This window comes from Scandinavium lactucae (assembly GCF_033843265.1).
In the GTDB taxonomy this organism is placed as follows: domain Bacteria; phylum Pseudomonadota; class Gammaproteobacteria; order Enterobacterales; family Enterobacteriaceae; genus Scandinavium; species Scandinavium lactucae.
Map to the genome: position 1 here is coordinate 191,271 of NZ_JAWXRD010000003.1, position 16,297 is coordinate 207,567.

General features: G+C 53.4%; 20 protein-coding genes. 14 read left to right on the plus strand and 6 right to left on the minus strand.

Annotated features, from left to right (window positions below):
• Nucleotides 1-52: 52 nt before the first annotated feature.
• Nucleotides 53-685, minus strand: a complete 633-nt coding sequence (gene crp / locus SIK69_RS05165; protein ID WP_000242758.1) for a cAMP-activated global transcriptional regulator CRP — start codon at nucleotides 683-685, stop codon at nucleotides 53-55.
• 306 nt (nucleotides 686-991) lie between these two features.
• Here crp and SIK69_RS05170 point away from each other — a divergent pair, with 306 nt between their 5' ends.
• Nucleotides 992-1,396, plus strand: a complete 405-nt coding sequence (locus SIK69_RS05170) for an OsmC family protein (RefSeq protein WP_319785582.1) — start codon at nucleotides 992-994, stop codon at nucleotides 1,394-1,396.
• A gap of 53 nt (nucleotides 1,397-1,449) precedes the next feature.
• On the opposite strand, the gene SIK69_RS05175 is transcribed toward SIK69_RS05170, so the two are convergent.
• The 4 genes from SIK69_RS05175 to SIK69_RS05190 are packed head-to-tail and all read right to left on the minus strand — an operon-like array spanning nucleotide 1,450 to nucleotide 5,500.
• A complete protein-coding gene (locus tag SIK69_RS05175) occupies nucleotides 1,450-2,319 on the minus strand; it encodes a phosphoribulokinase (RefSeq protein ID WP_319785583.1) in 870 nt (289 codons plus the stop codon).
• A gap of 36 nt (nucleotides 2,320-2,355) precedes the next feature.
• A complete protein-coding gene (locus SIK69_RS05180; protein WP_319626994.1) occupies nucleotides 2,356-2,574 on the minus strand; it encodes a YheU family protein in 219 nt (72 codons plus the stop codon).
• On the minus strand, nucleotides 2,571-3,593 hold the full coding sequence (locus SIK69_RS05185; protein WP_319785584.1) for a hydrolase: 1,023 nt from the start codon (nucleotides 3,591-3,593) through the stop codon (nucleotides 2,571-2,573). Before SIK69_RS05185 ends, SIK69_RS05180 begins: the two co-directional genes overlap by 4 nt.
• 2 nt (nucleotides 3,594-3,595) lie before the next feature.
• Nucleotides 3,596-5,500: an ABC transporter ATP-binding protein gene (locus SIK69_RS05190; RefSeq protein WP_319785585.1), complete on the minus strand. Its 1,905-nt coding sequence runs from the start codon at nucleotides 5,498-5,500 to the stop codon at nucleotides 3,596-3,598.
• A 181-nt stretch (nucleotides 5,501-5,681) separates the two neighbouring features.
• On the opposite strand from SIK69_RS05190, the gene kefG reads away from it, so the two are divergent.
• The 4 genes from kefG (at nucleotide 5,682) to slyD (ending at nucleotide 8,931) form a co-directional block, all read left to right on the plus strand.
• Nucleotides 5,682-6,233 (plus strand): glutathione-regulated potassium-efflux system ancillary protein KefG, encoded by a 552-nt coding sequence (gene kefG, locus SIK69_RS05195; protein ID WP_319626991.1) that lies wholly within the window; start codon nucleotides 5,682-5,684, stop codon nucleotides 6,231-6,233.
• Nucleotides 6,233-8,038, plus strand: coding sequence for a glutathione-regulated potassium-efflux system protein KefB (gene kefB / locus SIK69_RS05200; RefSeq protein WP_319626990.1), 1,806 nt, complete (start codon nucleotides 6,233-6,235; stop codon nucleotides 8,036-8,038). The genes kefG and kefB overlap by 1 nt, the downstream gene beginning before the upstream one ends.
• A gap of 10 nt (nucleotides 8,039-8,048) precedes the next feature.
• Nucleotides 8,049-8,249 (plus strand): YheV family putative zinc ribbon protein, encoded by a 201-nt coding sequence (locus tag SIK69_RS05205; RefSeq protein ID WP_319626989.1) that lies wholly within the window; start codon nucleotides 8,049-8,051, stop codon nucleotides 8,247-8,249.
• 94 nt (nucleotides 8,250-8,343) lie between these two features.
• On the plus strand, nucleotides 8,344-8,931 hold the full coding sequence (slyD, locus tag SIK69_RS05210; protein ID WP_319626988.1) for a peptidylprolyl isomerase: 588 nt from the start codon (nucleotides 8,344-8,346) through the stop codon (nucleotides 8,929-8,931).
• 67 nt (nucleotides 8,932-8,998) lie between these two features.
• On the opposite strand, the gene SIK69_RS05215 is transcribed toward slyD, so the two are convergent.
• The gene (locus SIK69_RS05215; RefSeq protein WP_319626987.1) at nucleotides 8,999-9,217 is read right to left on the minus strand and encodes a protein SlyX; all 219 of its coding nucleotides are present in this window, start codon (nucleotides 9,215-9,217) and stop codon (nucleotides 8,999-9,001) included.
• Between the two features lie 216 nt (nucleotides 9,218-9,433).
• Between SIK69_RS05215 and fkpA the strand changes: the two genes are divergently transcribed.
• From fkpA to SIK69_RS05260, 9 genes are all read left to right on the plus strand, one after another.
• Nucleotides 9,434-10,285, plus strand: coding sequence for an FKBP-type peptidyl-prolyl cis-trans isomerase (gene fkpA, locus SIK69_RS05220; RefSeq protein WP_319626986.1), 852 nt, complete (start codon nucleotides 9,434-9,436; stop codon nucleotides 10,283-10,285).
• A gap of 170 nt (nucleotides 10,286-10,455) precedes the next feature.
• Nucleotides 10,456-11,178 (plus strand): helix-turn-helix transcriptional regulator, encoded by a 723-nt coding sequence (locus SIK69_RS05225; RefSeq protein WP_013364437.1) that lies wholly within the window; start codon nucleotides 10,456-10,458, stop codon nucleotides 11,176-11,178.
• Nucleotides 11,178-11,564 (plus strand): sulfurtransferase complex subunit TusD, encoded by a 387-nt coding sequence (tusD, locus tag SIK69_RS05230; RefSeq protein WP_319626985.1) that lies wholly within the window; start codon nucleotides 11,178-11,180, stop codon nucleotides 11,562-11,564. Before SIK69_RS05225 ends, tusD begins: the two co-directional genes overlap by 1 nt.
• Complete coding sequence (tusC, locus tag SIK69_RS05235) at nucleotides 11,564-11,923, plus strand: sulfurtransferase complex subunit TusC (RefSeq protein WP_319785586.1); 360 nt, start codon at nucleotides 11,564-11,566, stop codon at nucleotides 11,921-11,923. Before tusD ends, tusC begins: the two co-directional genes overlap by 1 nt.
• Before the next feature lie 7 nt (nucleotides 11,924-11,930).
• Nucleotides 11,931-12,218, plus strand: a complete 288-nt coding sequence (gene tusB, locus SIK69_RS05240; RefSeq protein WP_319785587.1) for a sulfurtransferase complex subunit TusB — start codon at nucleotides 11,931-11,933, stop codon at nucleotides 12,216-12,218.
• Between the two features lie 122 nt (nucleotides 12,219-12,340).
• A complete protein-coding gene (gene rpsL, locus SIK69_RS05245) occupies nucleotides 12,341-12,715 on the plus strand; it encodes a 30S ribosomal protein S12 (protein WP_297196705.1) in 375 nt (124 codons plus the stop codon).
• A gap of 90 nt (nucleotides 12,716-12,805) precedes the next feature.
• Entirely contained in the window at nucleotides 12,806-13,276 is a 471-nt protein-coding gene (gene rpsG / locus SIK69_RS05250) for a 30S ribosomal protein S7 (protein ID WP_004106370.1), read from the plus strand.
• Between the two features lie 97 nt (nucleotides 13,277-13,373).
• Nucleotides 13,374-15,488, plus strand: a complete 2,115-nt coding sequence (fusA, locus tag SIK69_RS05255) for an elongation factor G (RefSeq protein ID WP_319626982.1) — start codon at nucleotides 13,374-13,376, stop codon at nucleotides 15,486-15,488.
• A gap of 70 nt (nucleotides 15,489-15,558) precedes the next feature.
• Nucleotides 15,559-16,297, plus strand: a 739-nt coding sequence (locus SIK69_RS05260; protein WP_319785588.1) for an elongation factor Tu, incomplete at its 3' end; no start/stop codon positions are given.

Consider the following 16,297-nt stretch of genomic DNA (forward strand, 5'->3'; position numbering starts at 1 on the left):
GGGAGAGACAAAAACGGCGTACTGCCCCAGGGCAATACGCCGTTAATCTGGCTTAGCGGGTACCGTAGACCACGATAGTTTTACCGTGGGCGGAGATCAGATTCTGATCTTCCAACATTTTCAGAATACGGCCCACGGTTTCACGTGAACAGCCAACGATCTGACCGATTTCCTGACGGGTGATTTTAATTTGCATACCGTCCGGGTGGGTCATAGCATCAGGCTGTTTCGCCAGGTTCAGCAGCGTCTGCGCGATACGACCGGTTACGTCGAGGAACGCCAGGTTGCCCACTTTTTCAGAGGTGACCTGCAGGCGACGCGCCATCTGGGAGGAGAGGCGCATCAGAATATCCGGGTTGACCTGGATAAGCTGACGGAATTTTTTGTAGGAGATTTCGGCCACTTCACAAGCGGTTTTCGCCCGAACCCAGGCACTACGCTCCTGACCTTCTTCGAACAGGCCAAGCTCACCGATAAAGTCGCCCTGGTTAAGGTAAGAGAGGATCATCTCTTTACCTTCTTCATCCTTGATGAGTACTGCAACAGAGCCTTTCACGATGTAGTACAGCGTTTCTGCTTTTTCACCCTGGTGAATCAGCGTGCTCTTCGATGGGTACTTATGAATGTGGCAATGAGACAAGAACCATTCAAGGGTAGGGTCTGTTTGCGGTTTGCCAAGCACCATGCGCGGTTATCCTCTGTTATAAGCTGTCTCCAGTGGCAGACAAAACACTGCCGCTGGCTTTGCAATCGTATCCTTCCCTGTGCCTGGGAAGTCGGCTGTCGGATTTTACTGCAGCCTGTAGTGTGATGTCCTCTGCATACATGCAGTACTTCAATGTATTACTGTAGCATCCCGACTGTTTTAGCATAGCTTTTGCCGCGTGTCTCCTGGTGTCTCGCTTCAGCATGACGCACGTCGCCTTCCGTTGCGAGAATTGTTATGTGCGCGTAATCTGTCAGGAAAATTGCAACTCTGGAGTTAACAATTATGCAAGCGCGTGTGAAATGGGTTGAGGGTTTAACCTTCCTGGGGGAGTCTGCTTCTGGCCACCAAATCATGATGGACGGTAACTCTGGTGACAAAGCGCCAAGCCCGATGGAAATGGTGCTGATGGCAGCGGGCGGATGCAGCGCGATTGACGTGGTATCGATTCTGCAAAAGGGGCGTCATGACGTGACCGATTGTGAGGTGAAGTTGACCTCTGAGCGTCGTGAAGAAGCTCCGCGTCTGTTTACCCACATTAATTTGCACTTCATCGTCACCGGCAAAGAGCTAAAAGAAGCCGCGGTGTCGCGTGCGGTGGATTTGTCCGCTGAGAAATACTGCTCGGTGGCGCTGATGCTGGAGAAAGCGGCGAAAATTACCCATTCGTTTGAAGTGGTCGAAGGATAAGCGCCCAGCCCGGTGGCGCTGTGCTGACCGGGCCTACTGTTTATCGGGTGACATCAACCTATCTTTTTGCCTTCCATCAGCCGTTCTACCAGCGGCGACATAATCAGCTCCATAGCCAGTCCCATCTTCCCGCCCGGCACCACTAATGTATTCATATGAGAAATGAATGAACCCTGCAGCATCGCCAGCAGCCAGGGGAAATCAATATCGCCCAGATTCTGGAAATGGATGACCACAAAGCTTTCATCGAGCGAGGGGATCCCTTTCGCCGCGAACGGGTTGGAGGTGTCCACGGTGGGTACGCGCTGGAAGTTAATGTGGGTGCGTGAGAATTGCGGGGTGATGAAGTTGATATAATCTTCCATCGAACGGACTACCGAATCCATGACGGCTTCACGAGAATGTCCCCGTTCGCTGGTGTCACGCGTCAGCTTTTGGATCCATTCGAGGTTCACAATCGGTACCACGCCGACCAGCAAATCGACATGTTTCGCCACGTCGTGCTGTGGGGTTACAACCCCGCCGTGCAGGCCTTCATAAAACAGCACGTCTGAGGGTTCAGGTAACGGTTGCCACGGCGTAAACGTCCCCGGCACCTGATTCCACGGCACTGCCTCATCGTAGGTATGCAGATATTTACGCGACTGCCCGCTGCCATTCAGGCCATAGGTCAAAAACGTCTGTTCCAGTAGGCCGAAGTCGTTGGCGTCCGGGCCAAAATAACTGATGTGTCGGCCCATATCGCGCGCTTTGCGGATCGCCATGTCCATTTCTGGGCGGGTGTAACGGTGGAAACTGTCGCCTTCCACTTCCGCAGCGGTCAGATTGAGTTGAGCAAAGATTTTACGGAAAGCGAGGCTGGTGGTGGTGGTTCCCGCGCCGCTGGAGCCGGTCACGGCGATCACCGGATGTTTGGCAGACATAACTACTCCCTGAAGCAGTAATATTTTTGAGTATAGTCAGCCGTGAAATTGGGTACGGGGCATGAGGTTCACCGTCTCGTGCAGTTCGGACCACACCAGGACGACGTCCCCGCTTTTCAATTGTTGTTTTACGTCGGCGACCTTGTCTTCTAGCGAACGTTCATGTTCACCATAATCGGTACCTTCGCGCAACACAAAGCTTTCAATCAGATTTTCGAGCGTTTCGGGTGCCAGGGTTTCCCAGGGAATTATCATCGTATTGCTCCTAACCATTGTGTCAGCCAGGCCGGGATACGTTTTTCGAGCCACATTTCCGGATGGCGCAGCGTACCGCCGACAAATCCGACGTGACCGCCGTGCTCGGTCAGCTGATACTGAATGTTTGCCGGAAGCTCTTCCTGAGCGGGAATCGAGTGATGATCCATAAACGGATCATCTTTGGCATGAATGATCAGCGTTGGTTTGGTTATCTGGCTCAGCACTGACATCGCACTGCACTGGCGGTAGTAATCTATCGCATCGGCAAATCCGTGGATTTTCGAGGTGATCAAATCGTCGAACTCACGGATGCGGCGCACGCTTTTCAGGCGCTTCAAATCAACGGGTAAGGTCCCGGGATAGGCTTTCAGCTTGCGCGAGGCGTTGGCTTTCAGCAGGTTTAGCAGATAGCGCTGATAAACGCGCGAGAAGCCTTTATCCATATGGTAGCTACAGGCTTCGAGCATGAACGGCGCAGAGACGATAACCGCCGCGTCGAGCGGGGTATTGTCGCCCTCTTTGGCCAGCAGGCAGCCGAGCATGTTGCCCCCGAGCGAATAGCCTACCGCGGCCGTTGGTACGTTGCCAAATTCCCGGCGCAGCCAGGAAAGGAACCAGGTGCCATCTTCGGTTTCACCCGAATGGTAGATTCGTTGATTACGATTCGGTTCCCCACTGCAACCGCGGAAATGCATCACCACTCCGAGCCAGCCGCGCTGCTGCGCCGCGTGGATCAGTCCATGAGCGTACGGGCTGTACAGGCTGCCTTCCAGACCGTGGAACACCACCAGCCGAGGTTTATGCCGCGCCTGGTTGGGATCTTCACTCCACGCCAGATCGACAAAATCCCCGTCCGGAAGCTCAAGACGCTGCCAGTGTGGCGTGAACAGCACTTTGCGACGGATGAGACGCGGCAGCATGGTCTGCAGATGGCAGTTGCGCACGCCCTTCATTGGCACAAAGGTGTCGTTCTCTCCTGGTGGTACTTCAAAGTCTACTGGGGTTACCTGAGCCATACTCACTCTTCCTGAAGCATCTGTTCCAGCTGCTCGTGCGCGTCCAGCCACGCCATTTCACACTCTTCAAGCCCGGATTTGGCGCTGGCCTGCTGTTGCAGACATTCGGTCAGTTCGGCTTTACGCGTCTGATCGTACAGGCCGCTGTCGCCAAGCTTTTCTTCTGCGGCGGCCAGTTTGGCATTGAGTTTTTCCATCTCTTTTTCCAGACGGGTAATCTCTTTGCGCAGTGGCTGCGTCAGGGTACGAAGTTCCGCTTCGCGCCGTTTTTGATCTTTACGTGCCTGGGCGCTGTTGGCGTTGTCTTTGGGAGCATCGTCAGCCTGGTTTTCCTGCTTCTGCACATCGCTCAGCCACTGCTGATAATCTTCCAGGTCGCCATCGAACGGCTCGACTTTCGCATCATGAACCAGATACAGATCGTCGGTGGTGGAACGCAGCAGATGACGGTCGTGCGAAACCACGACCAGCGCGCCTTCAAACTCGATCAACGCTTCAGTTAACGCCTGACGCATGTCGAGGTCAAGGTGGTTAGTTGGTTCATCGAGCAGCAGCAGATTCGGACGTTGCCAGACGATCAGTGCCAGCACCAGGCGCGCTTTTTCCCCACCGGAGAAGCGACGCGTTTCTTCACTGACCTTATCGCCCTGGAAACCAAAGCCGCCGAGGTAATCACGCAGCTGCTGTTCAAGCACCTGCGGGGCTAAACGCGCCAGATGTTGTATCGGGGATTCGTCGGCGCGTAAGAATTCCAGTTGATGCTGGGCGAAGTAGCCAAGCTTGATGCCTTTCGCCAGACCAATCTCGCCGCTCTGGGCTGATAACTCACCGGCCAGCAGTTTGATAAGCGTTGATTTACCCGCGCCGTTGCGGCCCAGCAGGCCGATACGGGACCCGGGCACCAGGTTGAGCTTAATGGAATCCAGAATGGTGCGATCGCCATAACCGGCGCTCACTTTTTCCATTTTCAGCAAGGGATTCGGCAAGCTTTCCGGTTCACGGAAGCTGAACTGGAACGGGTTGTCGACGTGCGCCGGGGCAATCAGTTCCATGCGTTCCAGCATTTTCACGCGGCTTTGTGCCTGTTTGGCTTTAGACGCTTTGGCTTTAAAGCGATCGATAAAGCTCTGCAGGTGCGCCACTCTTTGCTGTTGGCTTTCATACATCGACTGCTGTTGCGACAGGCGCGTCGCGCGTTGAATTTCAAACGACGAGTAGTTGCCGGTGTACTCAAACATCGACTGCTGTTCGATATGAATGATTTTACCGACCACCGGATCGAGGAAGTCACGGTCATGCGAAATCAGGATCAGCGTGCCCGGATAGCTTTTCAGCCATTTCTCCAGCCAGATAACGGCATCGAGGTCGAGGTGGTTGGTCGGTTCATCGAGCAGTAGCAGGTCGGAACGGCAAATCAGCGCTTGCGCCAGGTTGAGGCGCATTCGCCAGCCGCCGGAAAAACTGCTGGTCGGGCGTTCAAGCTGTTCGTTGCTGAAGCCCAGGCCGTGCAGCAGGCTGGAGGCGCGAGCGCGAATGGTCCACGCGTCGATGGCGTCCAGCTTGCCATGTACGGTGGCGATGGCATGACCGTCGTTGCGCTCGTTTGCCGCATTGAGTTCGGCTTCGAGCTGTCGGTACTCGCGGTCGCCATCAATAACATAGTCGAGAGCGGGCTGCGGCAACGCCGGGGTTTCCTGATTCACCCACGCCAGCTGCCAGTTTCCCGGATAGGTGAAACTCCCGCCGTCGGCGCTAATCTCGTTCTTAAGCAACGACAGCAGCGTGGATTTGCCGCAGCCGTTTTTTCCCACCAGACCGACTTTTTGTCCGGGGTTAATAGTGGCTGTGGCGTTATCCAGCAGGACACGCACGCCGCGACGAATTTGTAACGAGGAGAAAACAATCATAAGGCGCCGTATGTTCAGACTATGTTAAATTGTCATTATGATAATGTAGTTTGGTGAACCCAACGCTACACCGGGCGGCAATGGTAGCCCAAAACAACAACGATAGACAAAAGCATTCAGGTGCATCCGGAAACTCAGGGGTGTGAATTAATCTGTCTGCTCACCTACCGGGAGGGGAATGATGTCAGAGACAGCAAAAGTTTTGCTGCTGTATGCCCATCCGGAATCTCAGGACTCGGTGGCCAACCGGGTTTTGCTTAAGCCGGCTCAACAACTTGAAAACGTGACCGTACACGACCTGTACGCGCACTACCCTGATTTCTTTATCGACATTCCGCGCGAGCAAAAGCTGCTCCAGGAACACGATGTGATTGTGTTTCAGCACCCGCTTTATACCTACAGTTGTCCAGCGCTATTAAAAGAGTGGCTCGACCGCGTGCTGAGCCGTGGCTTTGCCAGCGGCCCTGATGGGAATAAGCTCGCGGGAAAGTACTGGCGGAGCGTCATTACCACCGGCGAGCCAGAAAGTGCCTATCGCCATGACTCGCTGAATCGCTATTCGATGAGCGATGTTCTGCGTCCGTTTGAGCTAACGGCGGCGATGTGCCGCATGCACTGGATGAATCCGATTATTGTTTACTGGGCGCGCCGTCAGCCGCCGGATGCGCTGGCGAGTCATGCCAGAGCCTACGGTGACTGGCTGGCGAACCCCGTCGCACCAGGAGGTCGCTAATGGAAGGAACGGATTTGCTATTAGCGGGGGTGCTGTTCCTGTTTGCGGCGGTGGCGGCGGTGCCGCTGGCCTCACGTCTGGGGATCGGCCCGGTGCTGGGTTATCTGCTGGCGGGGATTGCCATCGGCCCGTGGGGCTTAGGCTTTATCAGCGACGTGGATGAAATTTTGCACTTCTCCGAACTCGGGGTGGTGTTCCTGATGTTCATCATCGGACTGGAACTGAACCCGTCCAAACTCTGGCAGCTGCGGCGTTCTATTTTTGGTGTTGGAGCCGCGCAGGTGTTGCTCAGCGCGGCGGCGCTTACCGGGCTGTTGATGCTGACACAATTCTCGTGGCAGGCGGCGGTGATCGGCGGGATTGGCCTGGCGATGTCCTCCACGGCGATGGCATTGCAATTGATGCGCGAAAAAGGCATGAATCGCAATGAAGCCGGACAGCTCGGTTTTTCGGTACTGCTGTTTCAGGACTTAGCGGTGATCCCGGCGTTAGCGCTGGTGCCGCTGCTGGCAGGCACGGGCGACGACCATCCCGACTGGATAAAGCTGGGTCTGAAAGTGTTGGCATTTGTTGGGATGCTGATCGGCGGGCGCTATCTGCTGCGGCCAGTGTTCCGCTATATCGCGGGCTCCGGAGTGCGGGAAGTGTTTACCGCCGCCACGTTATTGCTGGTGCTGGGCTCGGCGTTGTTTATGGATGCACTCGGCCTGTCGATGGCGCTCGGTACGTTTCTGGCCGGGGTTTTGCTGGCAGAAAGCGAATACCGACACGAGCTGGAAACCGCAATCGAACCGTTTAAAGGGCTGCTATTGGGGCTGTTCTTTATTTCCGTCGGCATGGCGCTGAATCTGGGTATCTTGTACACCCATCTGTTGCTGGTGCTGGCCGGCGTGGTTGTGCTGGTCGCGGTGAAAGGGGCGGTTCTTTACGGCCTGGCGCGGGTTTACGGTCTGCGCCGCTCTGAACGGCTGCTGTTCGCCGGGGTCCTGAGTCAGGGCGGGGAGTTTGCCTTTGTGCTGTTTTCCACGGCTTCGTCGTCGCGTCTTTTCCACCACGACCAAATGGCACTGCTATTAGTGACGGTCACGCTGTCGATGATGACCACGCCGCTGTTGATGAAAATCATTAACAAGATCCTGTCGCGGCGCATTAACGGCCCGGAAGAAGAAGATGAAGCCCCGTGGGTGGAAGATGATAAACCGCAGGTGATTGTGGTCGGATTTGGCCGCTTCGGGCAGGTAATTGGCCGTTTGCTGATGGCAAACAAAATGCGCATCACCGTGCTGGAACGCGATATCAGTGCGGTTAACCTGATGCGCAAATACGGATATAAAGTGTACTACGGCGATGCCACGCAGATAGAGCTGCTGCGCTCCGCGGGCGCGGATGATGCAGAGTCGATAGTGATTACCTGTAATGCGCCGGAAGATACCATGAAGCTGGTGGAACTGTGCCAGCAGCACTTCCCCCATTTGCATATTCTGGCCCGCGCCCGTGGGCGTGTGGAAGCCCATGAGCTGTTGCAGGCGGGGGTGAAACAATTCTCGCGTGAAACGTTTTCCAGTGCGCTGGAGTTGGGGCGTAAGGCACTGATCACTCTGGGAATGCATCCGCATCAGGCCCATCGCGCACAGCTGCATTTCCGTCGGCTGGATATGCGTATGCTGCGTGAACTGATGCCAGTGCATTCCGATACGCAGCAAATTTCCCGTGTGCGGGAAGCCCGACGCGAACTGGAAGAGATCTTCCAGCGCGAAATGCAGCAGGAACGGCGTCAGCTTGATGGCTGGGACGAATTTGAATAGAAGGTGAACAATGGCAGTCCGTAAACGTTTTATTGCAGGGGCAAAATGCCCGTCGTGTCAGGCCCAGGATTCGATGGCGATGTGGCGCGAGAACAATGTCGATATTGTTGAATGTGTTAAGTGCGGTCATCAGATGCGCGAGGCGGATAAACAGGCCCGCGAGCACGTCCGCAAAGACGAGCAGGTAATTGGTATTTTTCATCCCGAGTAGCGATCCTTGCCGTCTTTTTTTAAGCTAAGGGGTACACGGGTGCAGAATTCCGCTACAATCTGCGCCACTATTCTTCCCATGCTCAGGAGATATCATGAAAGTAGCAAAAGACCTGGTGGTTAGCCTGGCCTATCAGGTACGTACAGAAGACGGTGTATTGGTTGATGAGTCTCCGGTGAGTGCGCCGCTCGACTACCTGCATGGTCACGGTTCCCTGATCTCTGGCCTGGAAAATGCGCTGGACGGTCACGAAGTCGGCGATAAATTTGACGTTGATGTGGGCGCAAATGACGCTTACGGTCAATATGACGAAAACCTGGTACAGCGCGTACCGAAAGACGTCTTCATGGGCGTTGACGAGCTGCAGGTTGGCATGCGTTTCCTGGCTGAAACTGACCAGGGTCCGGTTCCGGTTGAAATCACCGAAGTTGAAGACGACCACGTTGTTGTCGACGGCAACCACATGCTGGCTGGTCAGAACCTGAAATTCCACGTAGAAGTTATCGCGCTGCGTGAAGCAACTGAAGAAGAACTGGCTCATGGCCACGTTCACGGTGCGCACGATCATCACCACGATCACGACCATGAAGGCGGTTGCTGCGGCGGCCACGGTCATGACCACGGCGATCACGAACACGGTAAAGGTGGTTGTGGCGGTAACGGCGGTTGCGGTTGCCACTGATCATCTGTCTCAGGTGAAAATAAAAAAGCGTGCCTGGCACGCTTTTTTTTCGTTTCTGGAGGTTGGCTCAGTAATGCGGCGGCGGGGTTTCTTCTTCCGGGGATGCCATGTGAGACGGTTGGCTGGACTTCAGCTTCTCTATCATCAGGCGCATATTATCGCGCATCTTGGCCATTTCCATTTCGTGGGCGGTTACCGTCCGGTTGAGGTCTTCAATGGTGATTTCCTGAAACGCCAGTCGGCTTTCCAGCTCTGCCAAACGCGCTTCTAATGTTATCTCGCTCATTACCCACCTCTTAATGTCATTTCGTGGCGGATTCTACTGGAGTTTGCACAAGCGCGCAGCCTTATCACGAAATGAAGGAAACTTATTTACACAAAAATGGTCTCAAAAGATTCGCGATTACAGAGCGTTCGTATGTAGATTTGTTCTGCAACGTTTTATAGTACGCTACACATTTACTAAACCCTGGGGTGAGATGCCCCGGCCCTGGAGAAATGGATGAAATCACTGTTTAAAGTAACGCTTCTGGCGACAACGATGGCCGTTGCCCTGAATGCTCCGCTGACTTTCGCTGCAGATGCTACTGCTGCCAAAGCGGCTCCGGCTGCTGACGCTGCGAAAGCGGCACCTGCAGCTCTGAATGCGGCATTCAAAAATGACGACCAACAATCAGCTTACGCCCTGGGCGCATCGCTGGGTCGTTACATGGAAAATTCCCTGAAAGAACAGGAAAAACTGGGCATCAAGCTGGATAAGACTCAGCTGATCGCCGGTGTTCAGGACGCGTTTGCAGATAAGAGCAAACTCTCCGATCAGGAAATCGAGCAGACTCTGCAGACTTTTGAGACTCGTGTAAAAACCGCAGCTCAGCAGAAAATGGAAAAAGACGCGACGGATAACGAAGCGAAAGGCAAAGCCTTCCGTGACACCTTCGCCAAAGAGAAAGGCGTTAAAACCTCTTCTACTGGCCTGATGTACAAAGTTGAGAAAGCCGGTACTGGCGATGCGCCGAAAGACAGCGACACCGTCGTTGTTAACTACAAAGGTACGCTTACCGACGGTAAAGAGTTCGACAACTCTTACACCCGTGGCGAGCCACTGTCATTCCGTCTGGACGGTGTAATCCCTGGCTGGACTGAAGGCCTGAAAAACATCAAGAAAGGCGGCAAAATCAAGCTGGTCATCCCACCGGATCTGGCTTACGGCAAAACCGGCGTTCCGGGTATCCCGGCTAACTCCACTCTGGTCTTCGACGTTGAGCTGCTGGACATCAAACCAGCAGCGAAAGCGGACGCAGCACCAGCTGCCGCTGCAGATGACAAAGCGGCTGCTGATACCAGCAAAAAATAAGCGTGTGCTAACCGCCGTCCGAAAGGGCGGCGGTTTTTTATTGGGCGCAATATAATAAACACTGGAAAGCGCCTGATGTGCGTATTACCTTAGATGCCTCAATTTTGATGATGATAATGAGCCTGCCCTGACAACTAACGACAGGCTCCTGAAAAGGAGTGCTTTTTTTCATGTCCAGGTCGCTTTTAACCAACGAAACCAGTGAACTTGATTTACTGGATCAACGTCCTTTCGACCAGACCGATTTTGATATTCTCAAATCTTACGAAGCGGTTGTGGACGGGTTAGCGATGCTCATTGGCTCCCATTGCGAAATCGTGCTGCACTCGTTGCAGGATCTCAAATGTTCCGCCATCCGTATTGCCAACGGTGAACACACCGGCCGTAAAATCGGCTCTCCGATTACCGACTTAGCGCTGCGCATGCTCCATGATATGACTGGGGCCGACAGCAGCGTCTCCAAATGTTATTTCACCCGCGCGAAAAGCGGCGTGCTGATGAAGTCTGTGACCATCGCCATTCGTAACCGCGACCATCGGGTTATCGGCCTGCTGTGCATCAACATGAACCTTGATGTGCCGTTTTCACAAATTATGAGCACTTTTATTCCGCCGGAAACGCCGGAAGTGAATTCCCAGGTCAACTTTGCCTCTTCTGTGGAAGACCTGGTCACTCAGACGCTGGAATTCACTATCGAAGAGGTCAACGCCGATCGGAACGTTTCAAACAACGCTAAAAATCGTCAGATCGTACTTAACCTCTACGAAAAAGGGATCTTCGACATCAAAGACGCTATCAACCAGGTGGCCGATCGTCTGAATATCTCCAAGCACACCGTTTACCTCTACATTCGCCAGTTCAAGAGTGGCGATTTCCAGGGGCAAGATAAGTAATGCGTTTTGCCCTGATGGTTACGGGCCCGGCCTATGGCACCCAGCAGTCCAGCAGCGCGTGGCAGTTTGCCAATGCGGTGCTGGCGGAAGGGCACGAGATTGCCAGCGTGTTCTTCTATCGTGAAGGGATCTACAACGCTAATCAGCTCACCGCTCCGGCCAGTGATGAGTTCGACCTGGTGCGGGCATGGCAATCTCTACATGAACAGCATGGCGTGGCGCTGCATATTTGTGTCGCGGCAGCTTTGCGCCGTGGCGTGACCGATGAAACCGAAGCCAAGCAATTGGGGCTAACGGGTTTTAATCTGCAGCCTGGCTTTATGTTAAGCGGGTTGGGTGCGCTGGCAGAAGCCTCGCTGACCTGCGATCGCATGGTGCAATTCTGATGAAACGTGTTGCCTTCGTTTTCATGACCGCCCCGCACGGCAGCAGTGCGGGCAGGGAAGGGCTTGATGCGTTGCTCGCCACCTCGGCGCTGACCGAAGAAATTGGTGTCTTTTTCCTGGGCGATGGCGTGTTCCAGCTCCTCAGCGATCAAAAGCCTGCGACAATTCTGGCCCGTGATTACATCCCAACGTTTAAACTGATGGCGCTGTACGATATTGAACACTGTTGGATGTGTGCGGCGTCGCTGCGTGAGCGCGGGCTGAGTGCGTCTTCTTCATTTATTATCGAATCTGAGATCCTCGAGCCGGACGCGCTACGGCAGCAACTCGATGATTACGAAGTGATTTTACGATTCTGAGGTGACGATGCTGCACACTCTTAGCCATTCTCCCTGGCAACATGACATCAGCGCCCAGCTTCGTTTAGTGAAGGCGGGTGACGATCTGTTGTTGCTGTCCGATGGTGTGATAGCGGCGCTGGAAGGCAGCCGCTACCTTGATATTCTTCGCGCCGCCCCCATATCACTGTACGCACTAAATGAAGACATTGAAGCCCGTGGCCTCGCTGGTCAAATTTCGAGCGGTGTCGTCAGGGTTAGCTATAATGACTTCGTCAGACTCACGATCAAACACACCAGGCAACTCACCTGGTAGCAGAGATCGTTGTATATTTCTTGACACCTTTTCGGCGTGGCCCTAAAATTTCGCGTCCTCATATTATATGAGGCGATTTATTACGTGTTTACGAAGCAAAAGCTAAAACCAGGAGCTATTTAATGGCAACAGTTAACCAGCTGGTTCGCAAACCACGCACTCGCAAGGTTGCTAAAAGCAACGTGCCAGCGCTGGAAGCCTGCCCGCAGAAACGTGGTGTATGTACCCGTGTATATACCACCACTCCTAAGAAACCAAACTCCGCACTGCGTAAAGTATGCCGTGTGCGTTTGACTAACGGTTTTGAAGTCACCTCCTACATCGGTGGTGAAGGTCACAACCTGCAGGAACACTCCGTGATCCTGATCCGTGGCGGTCGTGTTAAAGACCTTCCGGGTGTTCGTTACCACACCGTTCGTGGTGCACTTGACTGCTCCGGCGTTAAAGACCGTAAGCAATCTCGTTCCAAGTATGGCGTGAAGCGTCCTAAGGCTTAATGGTTTCCGTTAAGTAAGGCCAAACGTTTTAACTAAATGTCAAACTCACTAGAGTTTTGGACAACCCTGAATTAACAACGGAGTATTTCCATGCCACGTCGTCGCGTCATTGGTCAGCGTAAAATTCTGCCGGATCCTAAGTTCGGATCAGAGCTGCTGGCTAAATTTGTAAATATCCTGATGGTAGATGGTAAAAAATCTACTGCTGAAGCAATCGTATACAGCGCGCTGGAGACCCTGGCTCAGCGTTCTGGTAAAAATGAACTGGAAGCTTTCGAAGTCGCTCTCGACAACGTGCGCCCGACTGTAGAAGTTAAGTCTCGCCGCGTTGGTGGTTCTACTTATCAGGTTCCAGTTGAAGTTCGTCCGGTTCGTCGTAATGCCCTGGCAATGCGTTGGATCGTTGAAGCTGCTCGTAAACGCGGTGATAAATCTATGGCTCTCCGCCTGGCGAACGAACTTTCTGACGCTGCAGACAACAAAGGTACTGCAGTTAAGAAACGTGAAGACGTTCACCGTATGGCAGAAGCCAACAAGGCGTTCGCTCACTACCGTTGGTAATCCCTTCGGAGTGTTAGTCCCCAGACGAGCGCTTCAGGTAAGCTGCTCGTTCTGGGTCACTTAATCTGAACGTCTCAAGAATTAAACGAGGAATCAAATGGCTCGTACAACCCCCATCGCACGCTACCGTAACATTGGTATCAGTGCGCACATCGACGCCGGTAAAACGACGACTACCGAACGTATTCTGTTCTACACCGGTGTAAACCACAAAATCGGTGAAGTACACGACGGCGCCGCAACCATGGACTGGATGGAGCAGGAGCAGGAGCGTGGTATTACCATTACCTCCGCAGCGACTACCGCATTCTGGTCTGGTATGGCGAAGCAGTATGAACCGCATCGCGTAAACATCATCGACACCCCGGGCCACGTTGACTTCACCATCGAAGTTGAACGTTCCATGCGTGTTCTTGACGGTGCAGTAATGGTTTACTGCGCAGTTGGTGGTGTTCAGCCACAGTCTGAAACCGTATGGCGTCAGGCGAACAAATATAAAGTTCCACGCATCGCGTTCGTTAACAAAATGGACCGTATGGGTGCTAACTTCCTGAAAGTTGTTGGTCAGATCAAATCCCGTCTGGGCGCGAACCCTGTTCCGCTGCAGCTGGCAATTGGTGCTGAAGAAGGTTTCACCGGTGTTATCGACCTGGTGAAAATGAAAGCCATCAACTGGAACGATGCTGATCAGGGCGTTACCTTCGAATACGAAGATATCCCAGCTGATATGCAGGACCTGGCTGACGAATGGCACCAGAACCTGATCGAATCCGCTGCGGAAGCGTCTGAAGAGCTGATGGAAAAATACCTGGGCGGCGAAGAGCTGACCGAGGAAGAAATCAAGACTGCTCTGCGTCAGCGCGTGCTGAACAACGAAATCATCCTGGTAACCTGTGGTTCTGCGTTTAAGAACAAAGGTGTTCAGGCGATGCTGGATGCGGTAATCGATTACCTGCCTGCACCGACTGACGTTCCTGCGATCAACGGTATGCTGGATGACGGTAAAGACACCCCATCTGAGCGTCATGCTAGCGATGACGAGCCATTTGCTGCTCTGGCATTCAAAATCGCTACCGACCCGTTCGTGGGTAACCTGACCTTCTTCCGCGTGTACTCTGGTGTTGTTAACTCCGGTGATACCGTGTACAACCCGGTTAAATCCGCTCGTGAGCGTTTTGGCCGTATCGTACAGATGCACGCTAACAAACGTGAAGAGATCAAAGAAGTTCGCGCGGGCGACATTGCTGCGGCAATCGGCCTGAAAGACGTGACCACAGGTGACACCATCTGTGATCCGGACAACGTGATCATTCTTGAGCGTATGGAATTCCCAGAGCCGGTAATTTCCATCGCTGTTGAACCGAAAACCAAAGCTGACCAGGAAAAAATGGGTCTGGCTCTGGGTCGTCTGGCTAAAGAAGATCCATCATTCCGCGTATGGACTGATGAAGAATCTAACCAGACCATCATCGCGGGTATGGGTGAACTGCACCTCGATATCATCGTTGACCGTATGAAGCGTGAATTCAACGTTGAAGCGAACGTCGGTAAACCTCAGGTTGCTTACCGCGAAGCGATTCGCGCGAAAGTTACCGATGTTGAAGGTAAACACGCCAAGCAGTCTGGTGGTCGTGGTCAGTACGGTCATGTTGTTATCGACATGTACCCACTGGAGCCGGGCTCAAATCCGAAAGGTTACGAGTTCATCAACGACATCAAAGGTGGTGTAATTCCTGGCGAATACATCCCTGCCGTTGATAAAGGCATCCAGGAGCAGCTGAAGGCAGGTCCTCTGGCTGGTTACCCGGTAGTTGATCTCGGTGTGCGTCTGCACTTCGGTTCTTACCATGACGTTGACTCCTCTGAACTGGCGTTTAAACTGGCCGCTTCTATCGCCTTTAAAGAAGGCTTTAAGAAAGCGAAACCAGTTCTGCTTGAACCTATCATGAAGGTTGAAGTAGAGACTCCGGAAGAGAACACCGGTGACGTAATCGGTGACCTTAGCCGTCGTCGTGGTCAGCTGAAAGGTCAGGAATCTAACGCTACTGGCGTTCAGATCCATGCTGAAGTTCCGCTGTCTGAAATGTTCGGTTACGCAACTCAGCTGCGTTCTCTGACCAAAGGTCGCGCATCTTACTCCATGGAATTCCTGAAGTATGATGATGCGCCGAACAACGTTGCTCAGGCCGTTATCGAAGCTCGTGGCAAATAAGCCGCAAGTTAAAAACTAATGTCCCGTGCTCTCTCCTTGAGGGGAGAGCACTATAGTAAGGAATATAGCCGTGTCTAAAGAAAAATTTGAACGTACAAAACCGCACGTCAACGTTGGTACTATCGGCCACGTCGACCATGGTAAAACTACCCTGACTGCTGCAATCACTACCGTACTGGCTAAAACCTACGGCGGTGCTGCTCGTGCTTTCGATCAGATCGATAACGCACCAGAAGAAAAAGCTCGTGGTATCACCATCAACACTTCCCACGTTGAATATGACACCCCGACTCGCCACTACGCACACGTAGACTGCCCGGGCCACGCCGACTATGTTAAAAACATGATCACCGGTGCTGCTCAGATGGATGGCGCGATCCTGGTTGTTGCTGCGACTGACGGCCCTATGCCTCAGACTCGTGAGCACATCCTGCTGGGTCGTCAGGTAGGCGTTCCTTTCATCATCGTGTTCCTGAACAAGTGCGACATGGTTGATGACGAAGAGCTGCTGGAACTGGTAGAAATGGAAGTTCGTGAACTTCTGTCTCAGTACGATTTCCCAGGCGATGACACCCCAATCGTTCGTGGTTCTGCGCTGAAAGCGCTGGAAGGCGAAGCAGAGTGGGAAGCAAAAATCATCGAACTGGCTGGCTTCCTGGATTCTTACATCCCAGAACCAGAGCGTGCGATTGACAAGCCGTTCCTGCTGCCTATCGAAGACGTATTCTCCATCTCCGGCCGTGGTACTGTTGTTACCGGTCGTGTAGAGCGCGGTATCGTTAAAGTGGGCGAAGAAGTAGAAATCGTTG

Excerpts from the sequence above, each read along its gene's own strand:
- SIK69_RS05185 (WP_319785584.1), bottom strand. The coding sequence starts at position 3,593 with ATGGCTCAGGTAACCCCAGTAGACTTTGAAGTACCACCAGGAGAGAAC.
- SIK69_RS05215 (WP_319626987.1), bottom strand. The coding sequence starts at position 9,217 with ATGAGCGAGATAACATTAGAAGCGCGTTTGGCAGAGCTGGAAAGCCGA.
- kefG (WP_319626991.1), top strand. The coding sequence starts at position 5,682 with ATGTCAGAGACAGCAAAAGTTTTGCTGCTGTATGCCCATCCGGAATCT.
- fusA (WP_319626982.1), top strand. The coding sequence starts at position 13,374 with ATGGCTCGTACAACCCCCATCGCACGCTACCGTAACATTGGTATCAGT.
- SIK69_RS05175 (WP_319785583.1), bottom strand. The coding sequence starts at position 2,319 with ATGTCTGCCAAACATCCGGTGATCGCCGTGACCGGCTCCAGCGGCGCG.
- rpsG (WP_004106370.1), top strand. The coding sequence starts at position 12,806 with ATGCCACGTCGTCGCGTCATTGGTCAGCGTAAAATTCTGCCGGATCCT.
- tusD (WP_319626985.1), top strand. The coding sequence starts at position 11,178 with ATGCGTTTTGCCCTGATGGTTACGGGCCCGGCCTATGGCACCCAGCAG.
- tusB (WP_319785587.1), top strand. The coding sequence starts at position 11,931 with ATGCTGCACACTCTTAGCCATTCTCCCTGGCAACATGACATCAGCGCC.
- tusC (WP_319785586.1), top strand. The coding sequence starts at position 11,564 with ATGAAACGTGTTGCCTTCGTTTTCATGACCGCCCCGCACGGCAGCAGT.
- SIK69_RS05225 (WP_013364437.1), top strand. The coding sequence starts at position 10,456 with ATGTCCAGGTCGCTTTTAACCAACGAAACCAGTGAACTTGATTTACTG.
- SIK69_RS05205 (WP_319626989.1), top strand. The coding sequence starts at position 8,049 with ATGGCAGTCCGTAAACGTTTTATTGCAGGGGCAAAATGCCCGTCGTGT.
- SIK69_RS05180 (WP_319626994.1), bottom strand. The coding sequence starts at position 2,574 with ATGATAATTCCCTGGGAAACCCTGGCACCCGAAACGCTCGAAAATCTG.
- slyD (WP_319626988.1), top strand. The coding sequence starts at position 8,344 with ATGAAAGTAGCAAAAGACCTGGTGGTTAGCCTGGCCTATCAGGTACGT.
- rpsL (WP_297196705.1), top strand. The coding sequence starts at position 12,341 with ATGGCAACAGTTAACCAGCTGGTTCGCAAACCACGCACTCGCAAGGTT.
- SIK69_RS05190 (WP_319785585.1), bottom strand. The coding sequence starts at position 5,500 with ATGATTGTTTTCTCCTCGTTACAAATTCGTCGCGGCGTGCGTGTCCTG.
- SIK69_RS05170 (WP_319785582.1), top strand. The coding sequence starts at position 992 with ATGCAAGCGCGTGTGAAATGGGTTGAGGGTTTAACCTTCCTGGGGGAG.
- crp (WP_000242758.1), bottom strand. The coding sequence starts at position 685 with ATGGTGCTTGGCAAACCGCAAACAGACCCTACCCTTGAATGGTTCTTG.
- fkpA (WP_319626986.1), top strand. The coding sequence starts at position 9,434 with ATGAAATCACTGTTTAAAGTAACGCTTCTGGCGACAACGATGGCCGTT.
- kefB (WP_319626990.1), top strand. The coding sequence starts at position 6,233 with ATGGAAGGAACGGATTTGCTATTAGCGGGGGTGCTGTTCCTGTTTGCG.